Origin of the sequence: Brachyspira suanatina (assembly GCF_001049755.1) — a bacterium.
Lineage (GTDB): Bacteria > Spirochaetota > Brachyspiria > Brachyspirales > Brachyspiraceae > Brachyspira > Brachyspira suanatina.
Genome location: NZ_CVLB01000001.1, coordinates 525147 through 549201, shown reverse-complemented (window position 1 = coordinate 549201; position 24055 = coordinate 525147). Strand labels below are relative to the sequence as shown.

Annotated in this window: 19 protein-coding genes and 1 pseudogene; 10 read left to right on the top strand and 10 right to left on the bottom strand. The window is 27.6% G+C overall.

Translation table 11 applies throughout. The annotated features are described in order from the left end of the window. Positions 1–5 precede the first annotated feature (5 nt). The 3 genes from BRSU_RS02500 to BRSU_RS02490 form a co-directional block, all read right to left on the bottom strand. On the bottom strand, positions 6–713 hold the full coding sequence (locus BRSU_RS02500) for an ABC transporter permease (RefSeq protein WP_008732202.1): 708 nt from the start codon (positions 711–713) through the stop codon (positions 6–8). 36 nt (positions 714–749) lie between these two features. Further along, positions 750–1748 carry an ABC transporter ATP-binding protein gene (locus tag BRSU_RS02495; protein ID WP_048593638.1) on the bottom strand — a complete coding sequence of 333 codons (999 nt, stop codon included), beginning with the start codon at positions 1746–1748 and terminating at the stop codon, positions 750–752. A 256-nt stretch (positions 1749–2004) separates the two neighbouring features. Next, a complete protein-coding gene (locus tag BRSU_RS02490) occupies positions 2005–2718 on the bottom strand; it encodes a HEAT repeat domain-containing protein (protein ID WP_048593637.1) in 714 nt (237 codons plus the stop codon). A 260-nt stretch (positions 2719–2978) separates the two neighbouring features. On the opposite strand from BRSU_RS02490, the gene dhaK reads away from it, so the two are divergent. The 4 genes from dhaK to BRSU_RS02470 all read left to right on the top strand — a co-directional run bounded on the left by dhaK (position 2979) and on the right by BRSU_RS02470 (position 6631). Continuing rightward, entirely contained in the window at positions 2979–3974 is a 996-nt protein-coding gene (gene dhaK, locus BRSU_RS02485) for a dihydroxyacetone kinase subunit DhaK (protein ID WP_048593636.1), read from the top strand. A gap of 24 nt (positions 3975–3998) precedes the next feature. Then, complete coding sequence (gene dhaL / locus BRSU_RS02480) at positions 3999–4610, top strand: dihydroxyacetone kinase subunit DhaL (RefSeq protein ID WP_048593635.1); 612 nt, start codon at positions 3999–4001, stop codon at positions 4608–4610. 23 nt (positions 4611–4633) lie between these two features. After that, positions 4634–6079 carry a dihydroxyacetone kinase phosphoryl donor subunit DhaM gene (gene dhaM, locus BRSU_RS02475; RefSeq protein WP_048593634.1) on the top strand — a complete coding sequence of 482 codons (1446 nt, stop codon included), beginning with the start codon at positions 4634–4636 and terminating at the stop codon, positions 6077–6079. Between the two features lie 78 nt (positions 6080–6157). Beyond that, positions 6158–6631 (top strand): ankyrin repeat domain-containing protein, encoded by a 474-nt coding sequence (locus BRSU_RS02470; RefSeq protein ID WP_048593633.1) that lies wholly within the window; start codon positions 6158–6160, stop codon positions 6629–6631. Positions 6632–6659: 28 nt separating this feature from the next. On the opposite strand, the gene BRSU_RS02465 is transcribed toward BRSU_RS02470, so the two are convergent. Then, positions 6660–6899 carry a hypothetical protein gene (locus tag BRSU_RS02465; protein WP_012671924.1) on the bottom strand — a complete coding sequence of 80 codons (240 nt, stop codon included), beginning with the start codon at positions 6897–6899 and terminating at the stop codon, positions 6660–6662. A 208-nt stretch (positions 6900–7107) separates the two neighbouring features. Here BRSU_RS02465 and BRSU_RS02460 point away from each other — a divergent pair, with 208 nt between their 5' ends. Both BRSU_RS02460 and BRSU_RS15065 read left to right on the top strand, forming a co-directional pair. Then, on the top strand, positions 7108–7545 hold the full coding sequence (locus BRSU_RS02460; protein WP_048593632.1) for a PepSY-like domain-containing protein: 438 nt from the start codon (positions 7108–7110) through the stop codon (positions 7543–7545). A gap of 203 nt (positions 7546–7748) precedes the next feature. Next, positions 7749–8146: pseudogene (locus tag BRSU_RS15065) on the top strand (PepSY-like domain-containing protein). A 62-nt stretch (positions 8147–8208) separates the two neighbouring features. Here the strand turns inward: BRSU_RS15065 and BRSU_RS02450 are convergent. The 5 genes from BRSU_RS02450 to pcp form a co-directional block, all read right to left on the bottom strand. Beyond that, a complete protein-coding gene (locus tag BRSU_RS02450) occupies positions 8209–9951 on the bottom strand; it encodes an LTA synthase family protein (protein ID WP_245158036.1) in 1743 nt (580 codons plus the stop codon). 126 nt (positions 9952–10077) lie between these two features. Next, positions 10078–11304: a M20 metallopeptidase family protein gene (locus BRSU_RS02445; protein WP_048593630.1), complete on the bottom strand. Its 1227-nt coding sequence runs from the start codon at positions 11302–11304 to the stop codon at positions 10078–10080. 18 nt (positions 11305–11322) lie between these two features. After that, entirely contained in the window at positions 11323–12138 is an 816-nt protein-coding gene (locus BRSU_RS02440; protein WP_048593629.1) for a Cof-type HAD-IIB family hydrolase, read from the bottom strand. A gap of 238 nt (positions 12139–12376) precedes the next feature. Beyond that, complete coding sequence (locus BRSU_RS02435) at positions 12377–16123, bottom strand: phosphoribosylformylglycinamidine synthase (protein WP_048593628.1); 3747 nt, start codon at positions 16121–16123, stop codon at positions 12377–12379. 108 nt (positions 16124–16231) lie between these two features. Next, entirely contained in the window at positions 16232–16837 is a 606-nt protein-coding gene (pcp, locus tag BRSU_RS02430) for a pyroglutamyl-peptidase I (RefSeq protein WP_048593627.1), read from the bottom strand. A gap of 169 nt (positions 16838–17006) precedes the next feature. Between pcp and BRSU_RS02425 the strand changes: the two genes are divergently transcribed. Then, complete coding sequence (locus BRSU_RS02425; RefSeq protein ID WP_048593626.1) at positions 17007–18701, top strand: amidohydrolase; 1695 nt, start codon at positions 17007–17009, stop codon at positions 18699–18701. 77 nt (positions 18702–18778) lie between these two features. On the opposite strand, the gene BRSU_RS02420 is transcribed toward BRSU_RS02425, so the two are convergent. Continuing rightward, entirely contained in the window at positions 18779–20101 is a 1323-nt protein-coding gene (locus BRSU_RS02420; protein WP_048593625.1) for an MATE family Na+-driven efflux transporter, read from the bottom strand. Between the two features lie 298 nt (positions 20102–20399). On the opposite strand from BRSU_RS02420, the gene fusA reads away from it, so the two are divergent. The 3 genes from fusA (at position 20400) to BRSU_RS02405 (ending at position 23815) form a co-directional block, all read left to right on the top strand. Continuing rightward, complete coding sequence (fusA, locus tag BRSU_RS02415; RefSeq protein ID WP_048593624.1) at positions 20400–22490, top strand: elongation factor G; 2091 nt, start codon at positions 20400–20402, stop codon at positions 22488–22490. An 87-nt stretch (positions 22491–22577) separates the two neighbouring features. Continuing rightward, positions 22578–23396 (top strand): PTS sugar transporter subunit IIA, encoded by an 819-nt coding sequence (locus tag BRSU_RS02410; protein WP_048593623.1) that lies wholly within the window; start codon positions 22578–22580, stop codon positions 23394–23396. Between the two features lie 8 nt (positions 23397–23404). Continuing rightward, positions 23405–23815: a hypothetical protein gene (locus BRSU_RS02405; RefSeq protein ID WP_014488657.1), complete on the top strand. Its 411-nt coding sequence runs from the start codon at positions 23405–23407 to the stop codon at positions 23813–23815. Positions 23816–24055: the final 240 nt, after the last annotated feature.

Genomic DNA, 24055 nt, shown 5'->3' with positions numbered 1-24055 from the left:
TAAAATTATTGCCATTTATAAGATTCTACAAACATAGTAGATATTGATATGCATGCAACAGCCCAAATTAAAAAGAATATAACATTCTGTATATCTATCATACCTTTAGTAAAATCAGAAAAGTATGTAGTTATAGAAATAGCATTCAATATCTTGCTTGCCCCTGTAAACATTTCACTAAGCCAATTTATTATATAGGCAAATATACCCATAGATACGCCCAAAATAGCAGCTACTAACTGACTTTTAGATATGCTTGTTGCTATAAGTCCTAATCCAAGTATAGCAGTACCTAAAAGAAATAATCCTAAATATCCGCTGAATATTACACCTATATCAGGTTTACCAAATACCATAAGAAGTATAGGATAAACAAAAGTCATAACAAGAAGTGAAGCATATACAACCAATACAGATAAATATTTACCTAAAACATACTGAAGTGAAGTAATAGGCGCTGTCATTATAAGTTCAAAAGTTCCTGAAGCTCTTTCCTCTGCTATAAGCTTCATACAGAGAATAGAAAGAAATAATATTGTAAAAAATCCAATATTATACATAGTGTTTTCCATAACAGCCAATCTGCTATAATAAATTTCTATAGTAAAAAAGTATCCTGTCAAAGCAAGATATATAAATCCTAATATATAATATAATGGCGATACATAAAAGGATTGAATTTCTCTTGAAAATACAACATATATATTTCTCATTTATATTAACCTCTTATTAATTGTTTATTTTTATATTTATTCTTCATTATTTTCTGCACTCAAAACGGCATCTCTGATATATTTAGATTTATCAAAATCTTCATTTTTCTTTTTATCAGTAAAGTAAATGAATACCTCTTCTAATGACCTTTCTTTAGCTCTTATCTCTAAAACATCAAAATTATTATTAACCAAATGCTTAACTATTGCCGCTCTTGAATCATTTCCTCTCTCACACTCAATAAGAATATCACCATAAGAATTAGCTTCTGCCTGCACAACTCCATTAACTTCTCTAACACATAAAAGAGCATCATTATATCTTCCTGCTACTTTAAGTTCTATATTACCGCCTAATATTTCTCTGTCCATAGCCATTTTCAAACCTTCAATAGTATCTTCAGCTATTAATTCTCCGCTATCTATAATTAAAGCTCTTTCACAAGTATCTTCTACTTCGCTCAATATATGGGTAGAAAGTATAACAGTTCTTGTTCCGCCTAAACTTTTTATTAATGATCTTACTTCTATTAACTGATTAGGATCCAAACCGCTTGTAGGTTCATCTAATATTAAAACTTCAGGATCATGTATTATTGCCTGTGCTATTCCTGTACGCTGTTTATAACCTTTTGATAAATGTCCTATTATTCTATTTCTGTATTTTGTAAGTCCTGTTATTTCTATAGTATTTTCTAATGCAGTCTTTATATGTTTCCTTGGTATGCCTTTAAGTTTGGCACAGAATCTAAGATAATCTATAACTGTCATTTCAGTATATAGCGAAACATTTTCAGGCATATAACCTATTCTTTTTTTAATTTCTATAGGGTTATCATAAACTTCATAATCATCTAAATAAACGTATCCGCTTGTAGCTGGAAGATAACCTGTAATTATACGCATCATAGTGCTTTTACCAGCTCCATTAGGCCCTAAAAATCCTACTATTTCTCCCTTATTTATAGTATAGGATACCCCTTTTAATGCTATATGTTCTCCATAATATTTAACTATATTATCAACTTTTATCATTAAAAATCCTTTAAATATTTATTACAATAAAAGAATGCTGTATTATACAGCAAAACTCTAATTTATCAATATATTTGTTAATTATTATATTATCGCAAAATAATATTTTTTCAGTAATAAAAAAAATAATAATATATATTCTATTTTTAGAAATAATTATTTTTTATTTATTTTATAAAAAACAAATAAAAAAGTCTGCCTAAATTAGACAGACTTTTTTTATTCAAAATTAAATTAATGTTTTTATTTACTAATATTACTGAGCTGCAGTATCAGTAGTAGTTGTGTTTCCGCCACCTGTTGAAGGTTTGATATTTTTTATAGCATCAACAGCAGCTTGTCTAACAACGATAAAATATTGGTCATTTTGAGCCAAATCTATCAAATCGCTTAAAGCAGCCTGATCACCTATTTTACCTAAAGCAACAACAACTTCATAAACTATAGCTTGAGTTTTAGCCAATCTTAATTGGAAAAGTAAAGCAGCTACACCTTTAGAACTTCCTATTTCTCCTAAAGCTTGAGCAGCAGCTATAATATTAGAAGTTTCCTGTTCAGAATATAACATTTGTGATATATATTCTACAGAAGTTTCTGATTTAGCTGATTTAGCAGCTTGTAAAGCTTGATAACGAACCATAGAATCAGAGTTCTGGCTAGATGGTGCATTTAAACCATAGCTTACATATCTGTTAATTGCTGCTAATAAATTTTCAGAACTAGCACCTTTTTCACTTAAAGCTTTGAAACACATAGCTTTAACTTGAGGACTGCCGCCTTCTATAGCAGAAATTAAAAGTTTTTCATCTTGAGCAGCCAAGGCATCCACAAAATTTTGAGCTAATTGTTCTCTTGGCTTATTGCCTGTAGTTCCTGTATCAGTAGTAGTTGTGGTAGTAGTATCTTGAGCAAAAACAGATGATAAAGAAAATGCAAACATTAATGTTACGATAAATATTTTCTTGAGCATTATACAACCCCTTAATATATTAACTTCCACTAATAATACTATTATTATTCAATAATTGCAAGCAAATTTAAGAAATTTATAAAAAAATAATCATATATAAAAATACTGTATTTTTCATATAATACAAATCCTTGCTTCATAATTAATTTTTAAACTAATTATAAACAAATTCTTTGTATATCTATTGCAAAAAGATCTATGTGTTTTATAATATATAAGTAACATAATATATTATAAAAATAAAAAATAATGGGGTACTCATGAAAAAAATTATTAATAATGTAGATAACATAATATTAGAAGAACTTCAAGGTATGCAAAAAGCATATTCTAATATATTAAAAGTTAATTATGATCCTATATATGTAATTAGAGCCAATAAAAATAATAAAGTATCCCTAATTTCAGGCGGAGGATCCGGACATGAACCTTTACATGCCGGATTTGTAGGATATGGTATGCTTGATGCTGCTTGTCCTGGAGAAATATTTACCTCTCCTACTCCTGATCAAATGGAAGAAGCAGCAAAAACAATAAATAATGATAAAGGAATTATATTTTTAGTTAAAAATTACACAGGCGATGTTATGAATTTCCAAATGGCTGAAGATTTATGCAAAGCTGAAGGTATTGATGCAAGAAGTATTATCATAGATGATGATGTATCTGTAAAGAACAGTTTATATACTACAGGAAGAAGAGGAGTCGGAGCAACTGTATTTTTTGAAAAAATTTGCGGTGCTTCTGCCGAAAAAGGGGATAATATAGATAAAGTTTTAGAGTATGCTAATTATTGTAAGAAAAATGCACGTTCTATGGGCATGGCTCTAACTTCATGTACAGTTCCTGCTGTTGGAAACCCCACATTTGATATATCTGATAATGAAATAGAAATGGGCATCGGAATACATGGAGAACCTGGAAGAGAAAGAACAAGTATAAAAACATCTTCTGAAATAGCAGAAATAATGATGGAAGCTATATGCTCTGATATACCATATAAAAATGGTGATGAAGTAATTTGTATGGTTAATGGTATGGGAGCCACTCCTTTGATGGAACTTTACATATTATATAATGATGTTGTTAAAATAGCTGAAAAAAAAGGAATAAAAATAGTAAGAAATTTAATAGGTAATTATGTTACTTCTATAGATATGGCAGGTGCTTCTATAAGCTTAATGAAAGTTAATGATGATATATTAAAACTTTGGGATTATCCTGTATATACTGCAGCTCTAAGATGGGGCATTTAATAATCATTTATAAAGGAGATATTTATGTGCAATAATACAAAAATAAAAGAATGGCTTATTAATCTATCTCTTGTATATGATGAAAATAAAGATTATCTTACTAAATTAGATGCAGATATAGGGGATGCTGATCATGGAATAAATATAAGCAGAGGTTTTGGTTGTGTTAGAGATGCTTTAAAAAATAATGATTCTGCAATATCAGCTATATTCAAGCAAACTGCCACACTTCTCATAAAAAATGTAGGCGGAGCTTCAGGACCTTTGTATGGTACATTCTTCCTTAATGCAAGTATAGCTTCTACTAATAAAGAAGAATTAACTTTGAAAGATATAACAGAAATATTTAATAAAGGTACAAATGCCATATCCGCATTAGGAAAATCCAAAGAAGGTGAAAAAACTATGCTTGATACTCTCTTTCCTGCATTAAATGCTATGAAAGAAAATAATGAAAGTATAGAAGATTTTAAAAGTAAAGTATTAATATCAGCAGAAAATGGAATGAAATCTACTATAGATATGATTGCTACTAAAGGAAGAGCTAGTTATTTAGCTGAAAGGAGTGCAGGACATCAGGATCCTGGAGCTACCTCTTCATTTATGATGATAAAAGAATTAATAAATATTTTATAAAAAATATATTAAAAGGAATTAATGTGGTTAGTTTAATATTTGTTTCACATAGCTATCAACTTGCTAGAACTACAGCAGAATATATAAAAGAAGTTACTAATGCTAATAATATAAAAATATCATTCTCTGGAGGAGCTGGAGATAATCATCAAGAAGTTGGTACAGATGCTGTTGATGTTTTTAATGCAATAGAAAATGTATATTCAGATGATGGAGTTATAATATTTTGTGACTTGGGAAGTGCTTTGATAAGTTCAGAACTTGCAATATCTATGTTGGATGAAGAAAAGTCTTCAAATGTTAGAATTACATCAGCACCTTTCATAGAAGGCGGAATAAATGCCGCTATACAAGCTTCATTAGGTAAAAATATAGATGAAGTTATCAATGAATCTCTAGAAAGTCTTACTCCTAAAATATCATATGTTAAAGATAAAGTCGATTATACTATAAATAATGAAGTATTAGATGATATAGAATTTAAAGATTATGTCAAAGGAGAATATAAAATATTATTGGAAAATGGTTTTCATGCCAGACCTGTTTTTATGTTTATCAATTTGATAGCTAACTCAAAAAGTGAGGTATATATTTCTAATAAAACTAAGCATAAGCCGCCTGTATCAGCGGATAGTATCACTAAAGTAACGTTATTGAATATAGAATATGGAGATGTAATGGAAATATATGCAAAAGGTCCTGATGCTGATCAAGTTTTAGAAAGATTTGAATATCTAGTGAATGGAAAATTCGAAACTAAAAAGAAAACTGTTCATCAAAAAAATATCGATAATAATGCCATTGTAGTTTCAGATGGACATGTAAGCGGTAAAGCCACATATATGTATTTTGGTATCAATGTAAAAAAAGAATATATAAAAGATACGCAGGCAGAAAAAGATAAATTTAATCAATCAATAGAAAATGTAAAAAAAGATCTTCTAGAACAAAAAACCATTATAGAAGAAAAAAATCTTCAAAATAATGAATATCTAATATTTGAAACTTATATATCAATGCTATTTGATGATTATGTTTTAAAAGAAGTATATGATTTAATAGATAATAAAAAATATTCAGCTGCTTACTCATATAATAAAGTAATGAGAAATATATTCAAAAGCTTTGATTCTTTAGATGACGGATACATAAAAGAAAGAAAATATGATATAGAAGATATACTGCATCAAGTTTTAAAATATTTATTAGATATAAAAATTAATATGCCCGAAGAAGATGATATAATATTGATGGTAGATAATATATATGCTTCTATTGTAACAGAGATAGGACAAAATATAAAAGGTGTAATTTCTATCAATGGAAGTGCTGTATCACATGCTGCTATACTTTTAAAATCGTTAAATATACCTTATGTTATATATGACTCTGCTATGCAGTTGAAAGGAAAAGATATAGTTATAGATACTAAAAATGAGGAAGGCAAAATTATTTATTTAAAAAAATAATAGCTTTTACTATAATAATTCTATATTGTTTTATAAACATATTACGGGTATATAATTTTATATAAATTGGAAATAACAATGAATTTCAACACTATCATCATAGTCGTAATAGTAGCCATAGTTATATTATGGCCTATTATGAAAAAAATAACTAAAAATATCAAAATAGAAAGCTCAGAAAATATACATATAGCTTGTTTATATGGAGATCTTTCAAAGATTAAAAGATTAATAGCTTCCGGAGTTAATATTAATTCAAAAGATTTTAGTAATAAGACACCTTTAATGTATGCTGCTGAAGATGGGGCTATAGAAACTATTGATTATCTAATAAAAAATGGCGCCAATATTAATGACATAGATGTGAGAGGAGACACTGCTTTAATAATAGCTGTAAAAAACAATAATATAAAAGCCACTCAAATGCTTATAGAAAACGGTGCTGATTTAAGAATAAAAAATGAAGACGATAAAGATGCACTTAATATAGCTCAAGATCTTGGATGCAAAGAAATCGTTGACTTTATAGAAAATAAAAGAGAAGATATATAATAATACCTTCTCTAATATTTTTTATTTATTAATTATTATTATTGCTCCTTGTTATGTTTGTAGATCCGCATATTGGACAATGTGATACTGAATCTTCAATTATATCATCAATTTGAGAAATATCATCATCTTCTGATATATTAATTTCTTTATCATCTACTGCCCAAAAATTAGAACAATCTTTACAGTAGAAATGTATTAAATATTCTCTATAGGTTGGATAATTACCTTCTATTTTTCTATATCCATCTATAATGTTATGAGCCATACTTCCTCCTTTTTGCTATATCTTAAAAGAATTTAATATTTTTTTACAAAAAGTCAATATTTTTTTTTGTAAATTATTTTTTATAAAATTATAATCAAAATTTATTTAAAATTGTAAAAAAAATAATATTGTTTATAAATAATATTTTACATAAAAAAAATATATGAGTTTTAATATTACAAAAGGATTTCAAAAATAGGAGAAGCGTATGACAAAAAAATTAAAACTTTTCATCTCTATAGCATCTTTAATGATGATTTCAAGTTTAGTTTTAACAGCAGAGGATATGCCTATACAAGCTAATCAATTACCTCAAAATGCTCAAACTTTTGTGAAAACTAATTTCCCAAATGATCAAATAGTTTATGCAGAACAGGACAGACAATCATACAAAGTAGAATTAGCTAGTGGTGTAGAAATTGATTTTGACAGACAAGGAAATTGGACTGATGTATCTGGAAATAACAGACCTATACCTACTCAGTTTATACCTACAGCAGTATTAAAGAGTGTACAAGCAAAATATCCTCAAATTGAAGTTCTAGAAATAAGCAAAGAATATAATAGCTATAAATTAAAATTAGCAAATAACAGAGAAGTTTATGTATCTAATAACGGACAAATAACAGGCGATAAATTAGATTAATAGCATAAAAAATCATTAAAAAAGCCGGTATATTCATATATGCCGGCTTTTTTTGTTTATCAAAAATTATTTACAAAATATACAAATATTTACTTTTTAATACTTTAAGTAAATTTTATTCGAAAATATTGTAAAATAAATTAACGATCAGTTTTTTATGTACTATCATATAAGTATAACGAAAAAATAAAAGGAGTTATTTTATAAGAAAACATTTCAAACAAATTATTTTAGTGGCATCTATATAATATTGTCTGTAGTTAGTTCTTTTGCTGCTAACATGTCAATACAAGCAAATCAGCTTCAAAAAAATGCACAGGAATTTGTAAAAGCTAATTTTTCAAATGATAAAATAGTTTATGCTGAATAGGATAGACAATCATACAAAGTAGAATTAGCTAGCTGTTTAGAAATTGATTTTGATAGACAAGGAAATTGGACTGATGTATCTGGAAATAATCAACCGATAAATACAAAATACCCTCAAGTACCTGTATTAGAAATAAGCAAATAATATTTAAGCTACAAATTAAAATTGGGAAATAACAGAGAAGTTTGTGTTGATAACAATGGTAAAATTGTAGGATATAAATTAGACTAATAACAAAGTAAAATAATAATAAGGGCTGACAATTATTTGTCCGTCCTTATTTTTATAAAGAATCAATTATTTATACATTCATAAAAATACTTTTTTCCTCTGAATAAATCCTGAGATAATATTCTTTGAGCATTGTTCTGTTTATATGATAAACTGTTCCTATCTATTTCTAATCTAACTATCTTTCCATTATCATTAGTATAAAAAGAATTATAGAATCTAATGATGTCATCTGTCTTATCTTTATACAATAATGATATTATAGAATTCGTATAATTAGCTCCTGTATTTACAGCAACAAACATAGGTATATTTTCTGGAGGAAATCCATTCTCTTCAAATCTATAATATCCATTAGTACCATTCCATATTAGTAAAGGAGAAATATCATAAGAATTAAAGAAATCTTCTTTTATTGAATCATCTATGTTTGAATTATGTATTATAGTTTTTAAATACGGATACAAATGATCATGTTTAAATATTATTAAAGCATCAGGATATTTTTCTAATATAGCGTTTTTTGTATCTATTATATCTTTAGCAGTTAATGCAGAATTTTCCATTGTTTCAACTAATACAGGTATATCTCTTTTATCTATTTTGTCCATAAAGCTTTTATTGTTTTCGTATACATCTAAATCATTTTCAACATGACTTCCAGCATGTCCCATAAATGTAAATCCTGTTACAAATATAGGCTTATCAAAATCATTTGTTTTTATATAATTTTTTATATTTGTAAGTCCCAATTTAAATACAACTTCATCTATACCAATATTAGGAAATAAAGCATCAAGATAATATGTTACATCTGATTCCTCTAAAGCTATAGTATAATATCCGTTATCTTTCATTAAATAAGGCAAAGCTGTATATATAGGTGTTTTTTGTTTTTTAGGAAATATAGGAGAAGTTCCTGTGAGTCCCGAAGTTCTAGCAAATAAGCTTCCGTAACCATCATTAGGTCCTACTTTAGTAGAATTGCTTGCCCATTCTCTATATTCTTTAGGAAAAGGATCTTTATCCATTAAAGGCAGAAAATGTTCATAATCATAAAAAGATTCTAAAAATATTACAAATACATCTCTCTTTTTATCAGTATCATAAGAAAGCATTAAATGTGATATATCTCTTTTACTCTGTGCTTCTTTTAATATATTAATTGCTTCTTGTACATTTTCTATATCTGAATCTACTTTCATAAATTTATCATAAGATATTCTATAACTTATAGTATTAATAATACCATACTTATTAGCTATATTAATATAATCAACATATATAGAATCTATTTTTATATTTCTAAAAAATGATATATAAGTTACAGCTGCCACTATTAAAGTCATTATAACAGCTTTCTTAATATTTATTTTATACATTTTAATCAATCTATATATAAAATATAAAGCATAGGCAAATAAAAGCCCAAAATACAAAGTAGTTGCAGATATTGTTATGATTTTCATGTATAATGGAAGTACTTCTATAAGAGAAGGATATAAATCCGGCATATCAGTAAAAAATAAAGGCTTAGCCTCTATAGTAATTCCTAATGGTTCTATAGCAAAAAAAGAAAATACAGCAACTATTATAAAAAAGTAAGAAATATAATTATTTTTGTCCGATAGAATATAGGATATTATTGAAAATAAATAAATATACAATATATCAATAATACTGAAATTCATTTTCATTACTGAAAACATAGGAAATAGTAACTGAGTAATAAAATAATAAAGCAAAATTATTAATAATAAAGAAATCAAATAAAAACTATTATTTTTTAATTTTATATTTTTCATATATAATTCCATAAAAACTAAAATATTGACTAATTATTATATAATATATCTTTTTTTATACAATTATTTTTTATTTAATAAAATATATAATATAAATATATTTTAGTGATAAAAAATAAATACTAATTAATTTCTTTCTTTTCCAATATAGAACAAGTCTTTTTTTGAATAACTTTTATATAGATTCATTATTTGAAGCATCAATCCTATTTCTATACAATTTTCATCTACATCAAATAATCCATTATGTGCTTTATGTGTTATTCCTTTCTTTTCATTTTTAGCACCTATATAAAAAAATGCTCCTGGTTTATTCTGTACAAAGAAAGAAAAATCTTCAGCACCTAAAGAAGGACTTAATTCCAATACTTTATTTTCACCTAAAGAATACAAAGCATTCTCTCTTACAATACTTGATGCATCTTTCCAATTTACAAGAGATGCAAAATAAACGGTTTCTATAAACTCAGCATCCCCATCAAAAGAATTAGATATAAACTTTACTATCTTTTTTATTCTTGATTTTATTTTATCCATAATGCTTTCTTTTAAAGCTCTTATAGTACCTGTAATTTCAACATAATCACATATTATATTTGTAGCTGTTCCTCCATTAATAGTACCAATTGTAATGACTGCACTATCTTCTGCAGGTATATTCCTGCTTATTACAGTTTGTAAATCATTTATTATTTTTGATGCAATAACTATAGCATCCACACCGCCTGAAGGATTAGCTCCATGACTGCTTTTTCCATAAACTTTTATTATAAAATCTAGGCAGCTTGCATTAACTATATTATCATTTATCTGTATATATCCAATATCAGCATTAGATGAAACATGAAGCCCATATATGACATTAACATTTTCTAAAGCATTCTCTTTTATCATGCGTAAAGCTCCGCCTGTAGTTTCTTCTGCAGGCTGAAATATTAATCTCACATTACAAGGAGGTATAATTTTTTCTTTATTTTCATTATTATTTGAAAATATATTTGCTATACCCATATTAATAGCTGTATGCACATCATGTCCGCAAGCATGACAAATACCTTTATTTTTAGAAGAATAATCACAATATTTTAAATCCTCTATAGGAAGAGCATCAATATCTGCTCTAAAAGCAACGGTAAAACTTTTATCAATGCCTTCAATATCAGCTATAATACCTGTACCTGCGATTTTTGTTCTATGCTTTATATTATGAAATGTCAAATATTTAGATACTATATCCATAGTTCTAAACTCTTCATTTGATAATTCAGGATGAGAATGTATATCCCGTCTTATATTTATTAATTCTTCTTTTATATTTTTTATTTTATTCTTTATAAAATCTAATTCTTTCATAATATATAAATAACCATATCATTGTATTGAAAAAATATTGCTTAAAAATTTACCTACTCCATCTTCATCATTTGAAAGAGCAATATAATCAGCTTTTTGTTTTAACTCTTCTTCAGCATTTGCCATAGCAACTCCAACACCTGCATACTCAACCATTTCAACATCATTAAAATTATCTCCAAATGAAATAATGTCTTTTATATCTATACCTTTATTATTACAAATCCATTTTAAAGCATTACCTTTATTAGTACCTTTTGAAGTTATCTCTAAAGAAAAAGGACCAGAAAAACAAGAATGCACATCAAACTGAGAATCTATTTCGCTTTTAAGATTATCTAAAATTCCCCTATCTCCCAAAATAAGCATCTTATCAAATACATAATTATTTATATTATTTAAGCCGTAAACTGCAGGAAGAGACTGATCTTTTTGTACATAAGACTTTATAGGAAAATCTTCCTTTGATACTATATATTTACCATTATCATAAACATGTATGCATACATCATATTTTGCTGACATATTTATTATAGATCTGCAGGCATTTTCTTCAATAGTTTTTTTATATATAACTTTGCCTTCTTTATCAACTATATTAGCTCCGTTAAAAATTATTGAACAATTATCATTTTCTAAAATTTTATTATAATTTATGATTCCTTCATAAGGTCTGCCGCTTGATAATACAAGTTCTATTTTATAATCATTCATAAGTATATTTAATATTTTTTTAGTATAATCACCAATTTCTTTTTTATCATTAAGTAAAGTACCATCTAAATCTGTAGCTATTAATTTAATTTTATCTTTTGATATATCTGAAATATTCATTATACTATCCTTGAATATGATTTATAACTTTTTATTAATAAAAAATACCTTTCTTATATATTATAATAAAAAATATTAATATTCAATATATTGATAATATTTTAGATATTAAATTATATATACTTTTTTATTGATTGATATTGAATTATGTAAATTACACATATTTTCACTATTAATAATAAAAAGCTGTAATCTTTATAAAAGACTACAGCTTTATTTTTTATAAGTTTAGATATTTTTATTTGAAATAATTTACGCCATTTTCAAAGATGTTATAAATATCCTTTGTAATGATGTTTTTGTATAAATTGTTTCCGTATCTTTCACTATGCCCCATTTTACCCAATACTTTTCCGTCCTCTGAAATTATACCTTCGATAGCATAAACTGAACCATTAGGATTGAATCTAAACTCATTAGTAGGCTTTGATTCTAAATTAACATATTGAGTAGCAACTTGTCCTTTTTTGATTAACTCTTTTACTGTATTTTCATCAGCAAAGAATCTTCCCTCACCATGAGAAACAGGAACAACTAATTCACTTCCTACTGGTATATTATAAAGCCAAGGAGAATTATTTGATACTACCTTTGTTGTTACCATTTGGGAAATATGTCTTCCTATTTTATTGAATGTAAGAGTTGGAGAGTTTTCTGTAATGTTTCCTATTTTTCCATAGGGAAGAAGTCCTGATTTTATTAATGCTTGGAAACCATTACATATACCCAATACAAGCCCATCGCGTTCTAATAATTTATGTATAGAATTTTTAATTTTCTCATTTGTAAGTATTGCAGAAATAAACTTTCCTGAACCGTCAGGCTCATCTGCAGCACTGAATCCTCCCGGAATCATAAATATTTGAGAATTATCTATTTTTTTAGACATCTCTTCAATAGATTCTTTTATGTATTCTGGTTTAATGTTTCTAAATACAAAAATATCAGTGTCAGCTCCTGCATCAGAGAATGCTTTTTGAGTATCATATTCGCAGTTAGTACCCAAGAATGCCGCTATTAATACATTAGGCTTAGCTGTTTTATTCTTGCATATAAATGGTGCTTCTCTTTTATATTCAGCTAGCTGGTAAGTTTCTATGTCCTCATAAGTTTTATAAGGGAATACTGGAGATAATTTATCAAGCCATAATTTTTCTATTTCCTCTAAATCTACAGTTTCACCGCATACTTTTATTTTGTATTCATTTATAGTTTTTCCTATAAGTACAGCATTTTTATAATTTAATTCATTTTTAGTTTCTACTATAAATGAAGCAGGCATTAAATTAAAGAAATAAAGCTCATCTTTTATATCAACACCTATTCTGTTACCGAAAGACATTTTTGTTAAAGCTTCAGCAATACCTCCGAATTTAATAGTATAAGCTGATAATATTTTTTTGTCTTTTATGTTTTGATGTATGAATTCAAAATTTTCTTTTATTTCGGAAATATTAGGCATATAATTTTCTAGCATATCATGTTTTATTAAGTAAACATAATTATTAGCAGATTTGAATTCGTGAGATATAACATCTTTAGAGTTTACAGTTGATACTGCAAATGATATTAAAGTTGAAGGAACTGATATATTATTAAAAGTACCGCTCATAGAGTCTTTTCCGCCTATAGCTGGTATATCAAATTCTGTTTGAGCATATATTGTACCAAGCAATGCAGAATAAACTTTACCCCATTTTTTAGCATCATTTCCTAATTTCTCAAAATATTCTTGGAATGATAATCTTATATTTTTATAATCAGCACCAATAGAAACAAGTTTTGACATTGATTCTATTACAGAATATATACCGCCATGAAACTCTGACCATTTCATTATAGAAGGATTATAACCCCAAGATATAGCAGAAGCAGTATTTATTTCTTTAGCATTATTATCGAATATAGGTATTTTTTGAATGCTTACATCGCTTGGGGTCATTTGGTATTTTCCGCCGAAAGGCATTAATACAGTTGTTGCTCCTATTGATGAGTCAAACATTTCAATAAGTCCTTTTTGAGAAGCTACATTCAAATCCTCTATCATATTAAACCAATGAGATGTTAAAGAACATGCATTCTTTGTGCTGAAAGGATTATTTTCAAAATCTATATTTCTAAGTACAGCATTAGTTTCTTGTTTAGCTCCGTTTGTATCTAAAAACTTACGGCTTATATCTACAATCTTTTTGCCTTTCAAATACATTACAAGTCTGTTAGTATCTGTTATAGTGGCAACCTTTGTAGCTTCAATATTTTCTTCATTGGCAAGTTTTATAAATGTATCTGCATCTTTACTTTCAACAACAACAGCCATTCTTTCCTGAGATTCTGATATTGCAAGTTCAGTGCCGTTTAATCCTAAATATTTAACAGGCAGCACATCAAGATTAATGTCAATTCCATCTGATAATTCACCTATAGCAACAGAAACACCGCCTGCACCGAAGTCATTACATTTTTTTATTAATTTAGTAACCTTTTTATTTCTGAATAATCTTTGTATTTTTCTTTCTTCTGGGGCATTACCTTTTTGTACTTCAGCACCGCAAAGTCTTAAAGATGTATCAGTATGACTTTTTGATGAACCTGTAGCACCGCCGCATCCGTCTCTTCCTGTTCTTCCTCCAAGCACTATAACTATATCGCCTGCTTTTGGTTTTTCTCTGCGAACATAGTTTACAGGAACTGCACCTACAACAGCACCTACTTCAAGTCTTTTTGCTTTATATCCTTCATCATATACTTCATTAACTAAACAAGTTGTAAGACCTATTTGATTACCATAAGAAGAATATCCTGATGCTGCAGTTGTTGTGATTTTCTTTTGAGGAAGTTTTCCTGCTAAAGTATCTTCTAGCTTTTCTAATGGATTAGCACTTCCTGTAACTCTTATCGCCTGATATACATAGCTTCTTCCAGAAAGAGGGTCTCTTATAGCTCCTCCCAAACAAGTAGAAGCTCCTCCGAAAGGTTCTATTTCTGTAGGGTGATTATGAGTTTCGTTTTTAAACATTAATAAATATTTTTCTGTTTTGTTTTTTCCGTTCTCATCAACGGCATCAACATCTATATAAATAGAACATGCATTTATCTCATCTGAAATTTCTAAATCTTCAAGTTTTCCTTTTTTCTTTATGTATTTAGCAGATACTGTTGCCATGTCCATTAAATTAATATCTCTTTTACTATCAACATCTTCTCCGTAAAGCTCTTTTCTCATATCATGATATTTATTAATGGCATTAAGTATAACTTCTGAAAAATTACTCTTATCATTCTCTAATTTTACATCATTGATTTTTGTCATGAATGTTGTATGGCGGCAGTGATCTGACCAATATGTATCAAGTACTTTTATTTCTGTTTCTGTTGGGTTTCTTTTCTCTTCATTTTTGAAATAATTTTGTACGAACTCTATATCCTTATAAGTCATTGCCAAATCAAGAGTATCTCTATATTTATGAAGTTCATCTATATTTAAATTAATGAAATTTTCTACATCTTTAATATCATCAGCTTTTTGATGAGGTTCTATTTCTAATTTGTTTAAATCTTTTTCTCTGCTTTCCACTGGGTTAATATAGAATTTTTTTATTTTTTCTATTGTACTGTCATCTATATTACCGTCAAAAATGACAACTTTTCCGCTTACTATAGTTATATCTTCTATATCATTATAAATAAGTTTCAAGCATTGTAATGCTGAATCTGCTCTCTGATCGAATTGTCCAGGTAAATATTCAACTGCGAAATGTTTTAAACCATCAAAATCTTTTTTTTCAACAATTTTATCAGTAGGAGGTTCTGAAAATATTACTTTAATTGAATTATTTAACTGATTTTCTTCAATATTAAAAATATCATAAACATTGAGAAGTCTTACATTACATTTTATTTTGAAATTTTCTTTTAATTGATTTTCTAATCTTTTAGCTTCCAAATTAAAGCCGTCTTTTTTTTCGATGAAAATACGATAGTTCATTGATATAATTTCCTAATTTTAAATTTTTAATATAATGATTATATATGCAATGGTTATTATATCAATACTTCTTATAATATAAGTTGAAAAGCGTATAACAGATTTTATTTAATATAATACAGAAGTTTTTATTATTACTTCAAGAGCTTTTACTATCATATCTTTAGTCATGTATGGAGTATTAGGCTTATCTAGTATTTGTTCTATTATATAAGGAACATGTATAAATCCGCCTTTAATATTTAAATCATTCTTTTTTATGTAGTATAACAAAGAATAGATTATATGATTGCATACAAAAGTACCTGCAGTATTTGAAATAGCAGCTGGTATAGAAATTTTATTTAATTCTTCTTTTATTCTTTTTATAGGAAGCGTAGAAAAATAAGCATTCTCTCCGTCATTAAATATAATTTCATCCATAGGCTGATTTCCTTCATTGTCTTTTATTCTAGCATCATCTATATTGATAGCCACTCTTTCCAATGATATTTCATATCTTCCGCCAGCCTGCCCCACACATATAACTATATCAGGTTTAATATTTTCTAAATTCCCAAAAAGTTTATTATAAGACTTTTTAAATACAGTAGGAAGTTTTAATTTAATTATTTCATTACCCTCTATAATATTATGTAAACTATTAACTGTCTCCCAAGAAGGATTAATTATTTCTTTATCAAAAGGTTCAAAGCCCGTTATTAATATTTTCATCTTATAAACTCCTTATTAATAAAATATAATATTTTAATATAAAAATAAAAACTTAAATAATAAATAGTTCATAATTTTTTAATTAATTTCTATTATATAAGGTAATTAAGTGTTTTTAATTTTTACATTAATGTTATAATATTAATCACAACTTATTTAAGGCTTTAAAATGAAAAAATTATATTTTTTATTATTAATGATTTTATCTGTATTATCAATTTCATGTTATGATAAAATTACTCATAAAATAAAAGTTTATCATAATGGAAATATAATTACTATGAAAGGCGATGAAGCTGTTTATGCTAGGGCTATAGAAGTAAGAGATAATACAATAATGAAAGTAGCTTATACAGAAGAAGATGAAAAAAGTATTTTGAACAATGTATATGCCGAAGTAGTAGATTTGCAGGGTAAAACTTTAATGCCCGGATTTATAGATTCTCACAGCCATTTGGTTAGATTTGCTCAAGCCCTCACTACAGTAGATTTAACAGGCTCTACTAATTTACTTGAAATAGCTCAAAGGATCACTAATTATATAGAAATAAATAAATTAAAACAAGATGCTTGGGTTGTGGGATTTGGTTATGATAATAATTTACTTCCTGATAATAAAAATCCTAATAGAGATGATTTAGATAAAATTTCTGATACCCACCCAATATTTATAACTCATGCTTCAGGACATGTAGGAGCAATGAATTCAAAAGCATTGGAAGAGTTTGGAGTTGATGAAAATACACCGGATATAGAAGGCGGAGTAATAGAGAGATATCCTGACAGCAGAAAGCCTACAGGATATATGGAAGAAACAGCTTTTTTACATTATGCCAATACTATTAACTTTGAATTGACAGATGAAGATTTAATGAGATTTGTAAATCAAGCTGAAGATGTTTATTTAGGATACGGTATTACAACAGCACAGGATGCTTTATTATCAACTGCTGAATTTCCTCTTGTAAATAATATGATAAAGAATAATAGATTTAGAATAGATATTATAGGATTTATAGATTTAAAAAATTCTGACTCTATAGTAGAAACTAATAAAGAAATGGTAGGAAAGTACAGCAATAGATTTAAAATAGGAGGCTATAAAATATTTTTAGACGGTTCTCCTCAGGCAAAAACTGCATGGCTAGAACAGCCTTATGTAAGCGGACCAGCAAGATACAGAGGATATGGAATATATAGTAATGCGGCAGTAGAAAAATACGTTGAAAAAGCATTAGATGATGAAATGCAGCTTCAGGCCCATTGTAACGGAGATGCAGCAGCAGATCAGTATATAAATGCATTCAGCAATGTTATGCAAAGAAGAAATACCACTAACAATTACAGAGCAGTTTTAGTTCATAGCCAAATTATAAGAGATGAACAATATACATCAATGTCAAATCTAAATATCATACCTTCAATATTCGTAGCACATGTTTATCATTGGGGCGATGTACATATAGAAAATTTGGGAATGGAAAGAGCATCTCAAATAAGTGCTTCTAAAACAGCATTGAATAATAATCTAGCTTTCACATATCATCAGGACACACCTGTAATAAAACCGGATATGCTTGAAACTATTTGGTGTGCAGTTAATAGAATAACAAAAAACGGCGTATTACTAGGAGATAATCAAAAAGTTACGCCTTATGAAGCTTTAAAAGCTATTACCATTAATGCAGCTTATCAAAATAAAGAAGAAGATTTAAAAGGAACTATTGAAGAAGGAAAATTGGCTGATTTAGTAATATTAAGCGATAATCCTATTACATGCGATCCTATGAAGATAAAAGATATAGAAGTAATTGAAACTATTAAAGAAGGAAAAACATTATATAAGAAAAATACTGCTTTATAAATGATTAAACAAAATAAAAATAACAAATTACTGCATTCATTATTTTTATGATAGTAAATGCAGTAATTTTTTTATATTCAAATATTATGTTTTTCTAATTTTAAAATTTTTCTTATTTTAGTAAAATAAATTATATATATAATCACTGTAGATATTAAAATGGCAAGCCCGAATCTTAAAGTGATATTCAAAAGTGTAATCTCATAAGCACCTTTTAAATACAAAATAAAATATGGTATATTGAAAAAAGTATTAACTATAAAAGACTGAAAAAGCATATATTTAATCTGTCCTATAGCGTACAATAAATTAGATATGATATTATAATATGCATAGAATATATAAAAAGGAAATAGTATCATAATCAATGACATAACAGATTCAAGATTCTGTGCATTCATTATATACTTCATAAAATACTTATATGTAGGTATTAATGCTATCCATATAAGAACGCATATAGTTGTAAGAAGAACATAAGGCTTTAAGCTTCTGTTATGATCCTTAGATAAATCTGTTCTTATTAATGTGCCTATTTGATTTATAGGTATCAAAAGCCAAGCCCAATAGAATGAATTTGCCACCCAATAATTACCCTGCTCTCCTACAATATTAATCATTCTTACAAGTACTATGCTGTAAATCAAATTTCTATAAAATGATTCAAGTCCTGATATTACATTTAATGAACTTACTTTTTTATTCCATAAGAATTGAACTTTTATTTTATCAAAAATATTATATCCGCATTTACTTAATAGTATTAAAGCTATTATTATAGAAATTAAATTTGATATTATATTATTATAAGCTATTCCATTAACTCCGAAATTTAATGATATAGGATATTGAGAAACAAAAACTATATCAAGGATAATAGTTAAAAACATTTTTATAGTAGTTATTACAAAAATAGATTTATAATTTTCCAAAGCAGTATGAACTATTATTACCAAATGAAATAATACAACAGCAATATTAGCTAAAGATTCTAATCTTATATATGTGGTAGTTTGCGCATAAAGTTCTGTCTGCTGCTTCATAACAGTAACTAAATTGCCGGCAAATACATTTATAATAAAAGCCATTATTATATATATAAAAGTTATTATCAATATAGAACTTCTGACTTTATTTATAAATATATATTTTTGCTCTAATGAATCTTTATCTTTTATCTTACCGAAGAAGAAAAAAAGAGGTGCTATTATAGCTTCTTCAAATACCTCATATATGATTCCAAGCCACATTTGCTGAGATGCAATATTTATACCACTTGCACTTGGATAGCTGTCAAGCAAATATATTCTAAATGTTGAATATATAGAAGGCATCAAAGCTTGTATCATAAGAACAATAAAAAGTCTGAAATTAATTTGCCTTAACGAATTTGTATACATAATCTATTTCCTGATTAATTTACTGATTTTATATTATATATAAATATATTTTAAATATATAGCAAGCATAATAAATAAAAATTAGTATTTATTAACAATTTATTCATTATTGTTTAATATTAAAAATAGTATATAAAATTTGATTTTTGATATTTTTTTTACTATACTTGAGTTATCATGCATTACTTAGTTTTCTATGAATCAGCTTATTCTTTAAGCTTCTTTAGAAACAAATCAAATAATATAATAAATAATCTATTATATCAAAACAATTTCTGTTACCAAAGGAGGAATGTTTATGGGAAAAATTTATAACCCAGAAAGTATTCGTAATGTTGCACTTCTAGGGCATGTAGGAAGCGGTAAAACTAGTTTGAATGAAGCCTTACTCTATAGAGCTAAATCTATAGATAAAAAAGGTGAAATCGAAAGAGGAACTACAGTCAGTGACTATACAGACGAAGAAATTAAACAAAAAATGTCTATACGTACTTCTTTAAGTTTTATAGAATGGAAAGATCATAAAATTAATTTGCTGGACATTCCTGGGGCTGGTGATTTCAGCGGTGAAATTAATCCTGCTTTAAGAGTAGCTGAATCTTGTATTGTTGTTATAGATGCAGAATTCGGTATACAAATAGAAACTGAAAAACATTGGCAAATGGCTAATAATTTCAGAAGACCTAGAATAGTATTTATCAATAAAATAGATAAAGAAATGGTTGATCATAAAGCTTTATTGGAGAAAATCGAAAATAACTTTAAAGAACCGCCTGTAGTTCCCATACAAATACCTATGGGTAATGGTAAAGATTTTAAAGGTATAATAGATGTTATTTATCATAAAGCATTTTTTAGAGATGAGCATGGAAAAATTGTAGAAGCAGAAATACCTGAAGAGTATTATGAAGAGTACAGAGCAACACGCGACAGATTAAAAGAATTAGTATGCGAAGTTGATGACAGTCTTATGGAAAGGTATTTAGATGGCGGTAAATTTACAGATGAAGAATATATTGAAGCTTTAACAAAATCTATACTTCAATATAAAGTAGTACCTATACTTTTCGGTACATCTATAAGAGATATAGGTATGGGAGCTTTACTTGATACTATTATCAGATATATGCCTTCTCCTTCCTATGTACCTGTTACAGACGGTACTGATCTTTTAACTAATGAACCTGCAACAAGAACTATATTAGGCGATAATAATCCTTTTGCAGCATTTGTATTTAAAACTACAATAGACCAATATGCAGGAAGAATATCATTCTTTAAAGTTCGTTCAGGAAGTATAAAAAGCGGAGATGAAATATACAATTCCAGAACAGGAAAGAAAGAAAAAGTTTCACATATATATATAGCTAGAGGAAAAAAACAAATTGAGGCAGATACAATTACTTCCGGAGATATAGGAGTATTAGCAAAACTTTCAGACTGCCGAACAGCAGACACTATAAGTGCTCCTTCAGCTCCATTCCAGTTCTTACCTCTTAAAATACCTCAGCCTATATACTTTACAGCTATTAAAATATTGAAAAATGATATAAAAGCTCTTGAAGTTCTTGACACTATAGCTCAGGAAGATTTAACATTCAATGTAGAGTATGACAGCGAAACTAAAGAAACTATTATTAAAGCTATGGGGGCTTTACAGGTAAAATTAGCATTAGAAAGAGTAGTATCTCTTACTAAAGCAGAAATAGAACAAAGTGTTCCTAGAGTAGCTTATAGAGAAACTATAAGAAAACAGGCTCAGGCTCAATATAGACATAAAAAACAATCCGGAGGAAGCGGACAATTTGGAGAAGTTCATTTAGAAGTTTCACCTCTGCCACGTGACGGCGGTTTTGAATTTATAAACGATATATTTGGAGGAGCTATACCTAAACAGTATATACCGGGAGTAGAAAAAGGTATACAGGATGCATTAGCACAAGGTCCTTTGGGTAAATATCCTATGGTTGATATTAAAGTAAGACTATTTGACGGTAAATACCATGATGTAGACTCTAACGAATTGTCATTTAGAATAGCAGGTTCTATGGCAGCAAAAGAAGCATTCAAAAATGCAAGCCCTGTATTATTAGAGCCTGTGATGAAAGTTACAGTCTATGTACCTGAAGAGTTTACTGGTTCTATAATGAATGAACTTACAGGTAAAAGAGGCAAAATTTTGGGTATGGAGGCAGCATCTAATACAATACAAATGATTAAAGCCGAAGTGCCGCTATCTGAAATGCTTACTTATTCTATAGAAATGAAAGCATCTACTTCAGGAAGAGGTACTTTTGAAATGGAACATTCTCACTATCAAGAGCTTACAGGTCCTTTGGCCGATAAGGTTATAGAGGAAAGAAAAGCATTGCTTGGAAGCGGAGAATAAAATTAGGGTTTAGTATATAAAAATAAAGTTGATATTTTTTATATACTATCATATAATATTAGAATATGTATAAAACTAGGAGATTGTATGCTCAAAATAATTGACAAAATCACAAAAGAACATGTATTTGAAGATTTGGAATCAAAAGACAAAGAATCACTTTTTAGAGCGTTAAGTGAAAAAATTGCACCAGTTGCTTCTGCATCTGCAGATGCTATCTTTGATGCATTCAAAAAACGTGAAGATGAATACACTACTAATATTGGAAACGGGGTTGCTGTTCCTCATGGAAGAATACAAGGTTATGGAAGAACTGATATATTCGTTGGTTTCTTAAAAAATGAAATTAACTATGATTCAGACTCTGATGAAAAAAGCCCTGTTAAACTTGTATTTGCAATACTTTCAGATCTTGATAACCCTCAGGATTACCTTTTAAATCTTTCTCAAATTTTCTTCTTAGTTAACCAAAAAGAAATACTTGATAAAGTAATGGCTACTAAAAGCTATGATGAACTTGCTGGCGTTTTAGAATCATTCAAAAAATTAGATGAAAAATTTGAAGCTGAAAAACAAATCAAATTCTTAATCGAACTTGAAAGAGCTGAAATACAAATTAAAGCTTATGAACTTTATAGCTCTACTCACTCTCAGCAAAAATCTGATGTTGTTTTAGAAGAGTATAAAAAATATAAAGATACTATTCTTAGCAAAATTGATGTAGCTGTTTTAGAAAATTATAAGAGAATCAAAGAAAATAAAGGCGAGGCTTTAGCTAAAATTGAAAATTACAAATGCAGTGCTTGTAATGTAGCTATACCTAAAATGACTGTTAATGAAGTTAGAAGACAAAATCAAATTATTATGTGTTTCCACTGCGGAAGAATATTATTCACTACTGACTGATAACATTAATGATAAGTAATTTATTAAAAATATGGACAGCTAAAAGAAATATTTTAATAATACTTCTTTTAGCTTTCCTTTATATTTCATGCTCGCCTAATAAACCTAGCTCAAGCATTTCTGAGTTTTATAATTATCCTAACCCATTTAGTCCGTCTAAAGAGAATACTACTTATAAAGTTTCTATTAATAGTGGAGAAATTATAAGTGCTAAAGTAGAAATATACTCTCAAAACGGCGATTTAATGGACTCAAAAGATTTAACTATTGACGCTTCCAAAAAAACAGCTACTTGTATATGGTCTGGACTTGATAAAAATGGAAAATATCTTCCATCTGCTGTTTATGATGCTAAAGTAACAGTAAAAGATAATCAAGATTCCACATTTACAGCTGAATTCAAAACTTCTATAAGATAAAAACTAATAAATATAAAATTTAAATAATAATAAAATAAGTTTTATACTGAAAATTTTTAACTTTGTCAACTATTCGCCATAGGGTCTTTCCGCACTGTATTGTAAATCATTATGGATAGCCAACTATACGTGCGGCTGATTACTTATTATTGTACAAAAATTAATAATTTATATTACAGATAAAACATATTTAAACAATATTAGATAATCTTTTATTTTATAAAAAATAATAATTTATAT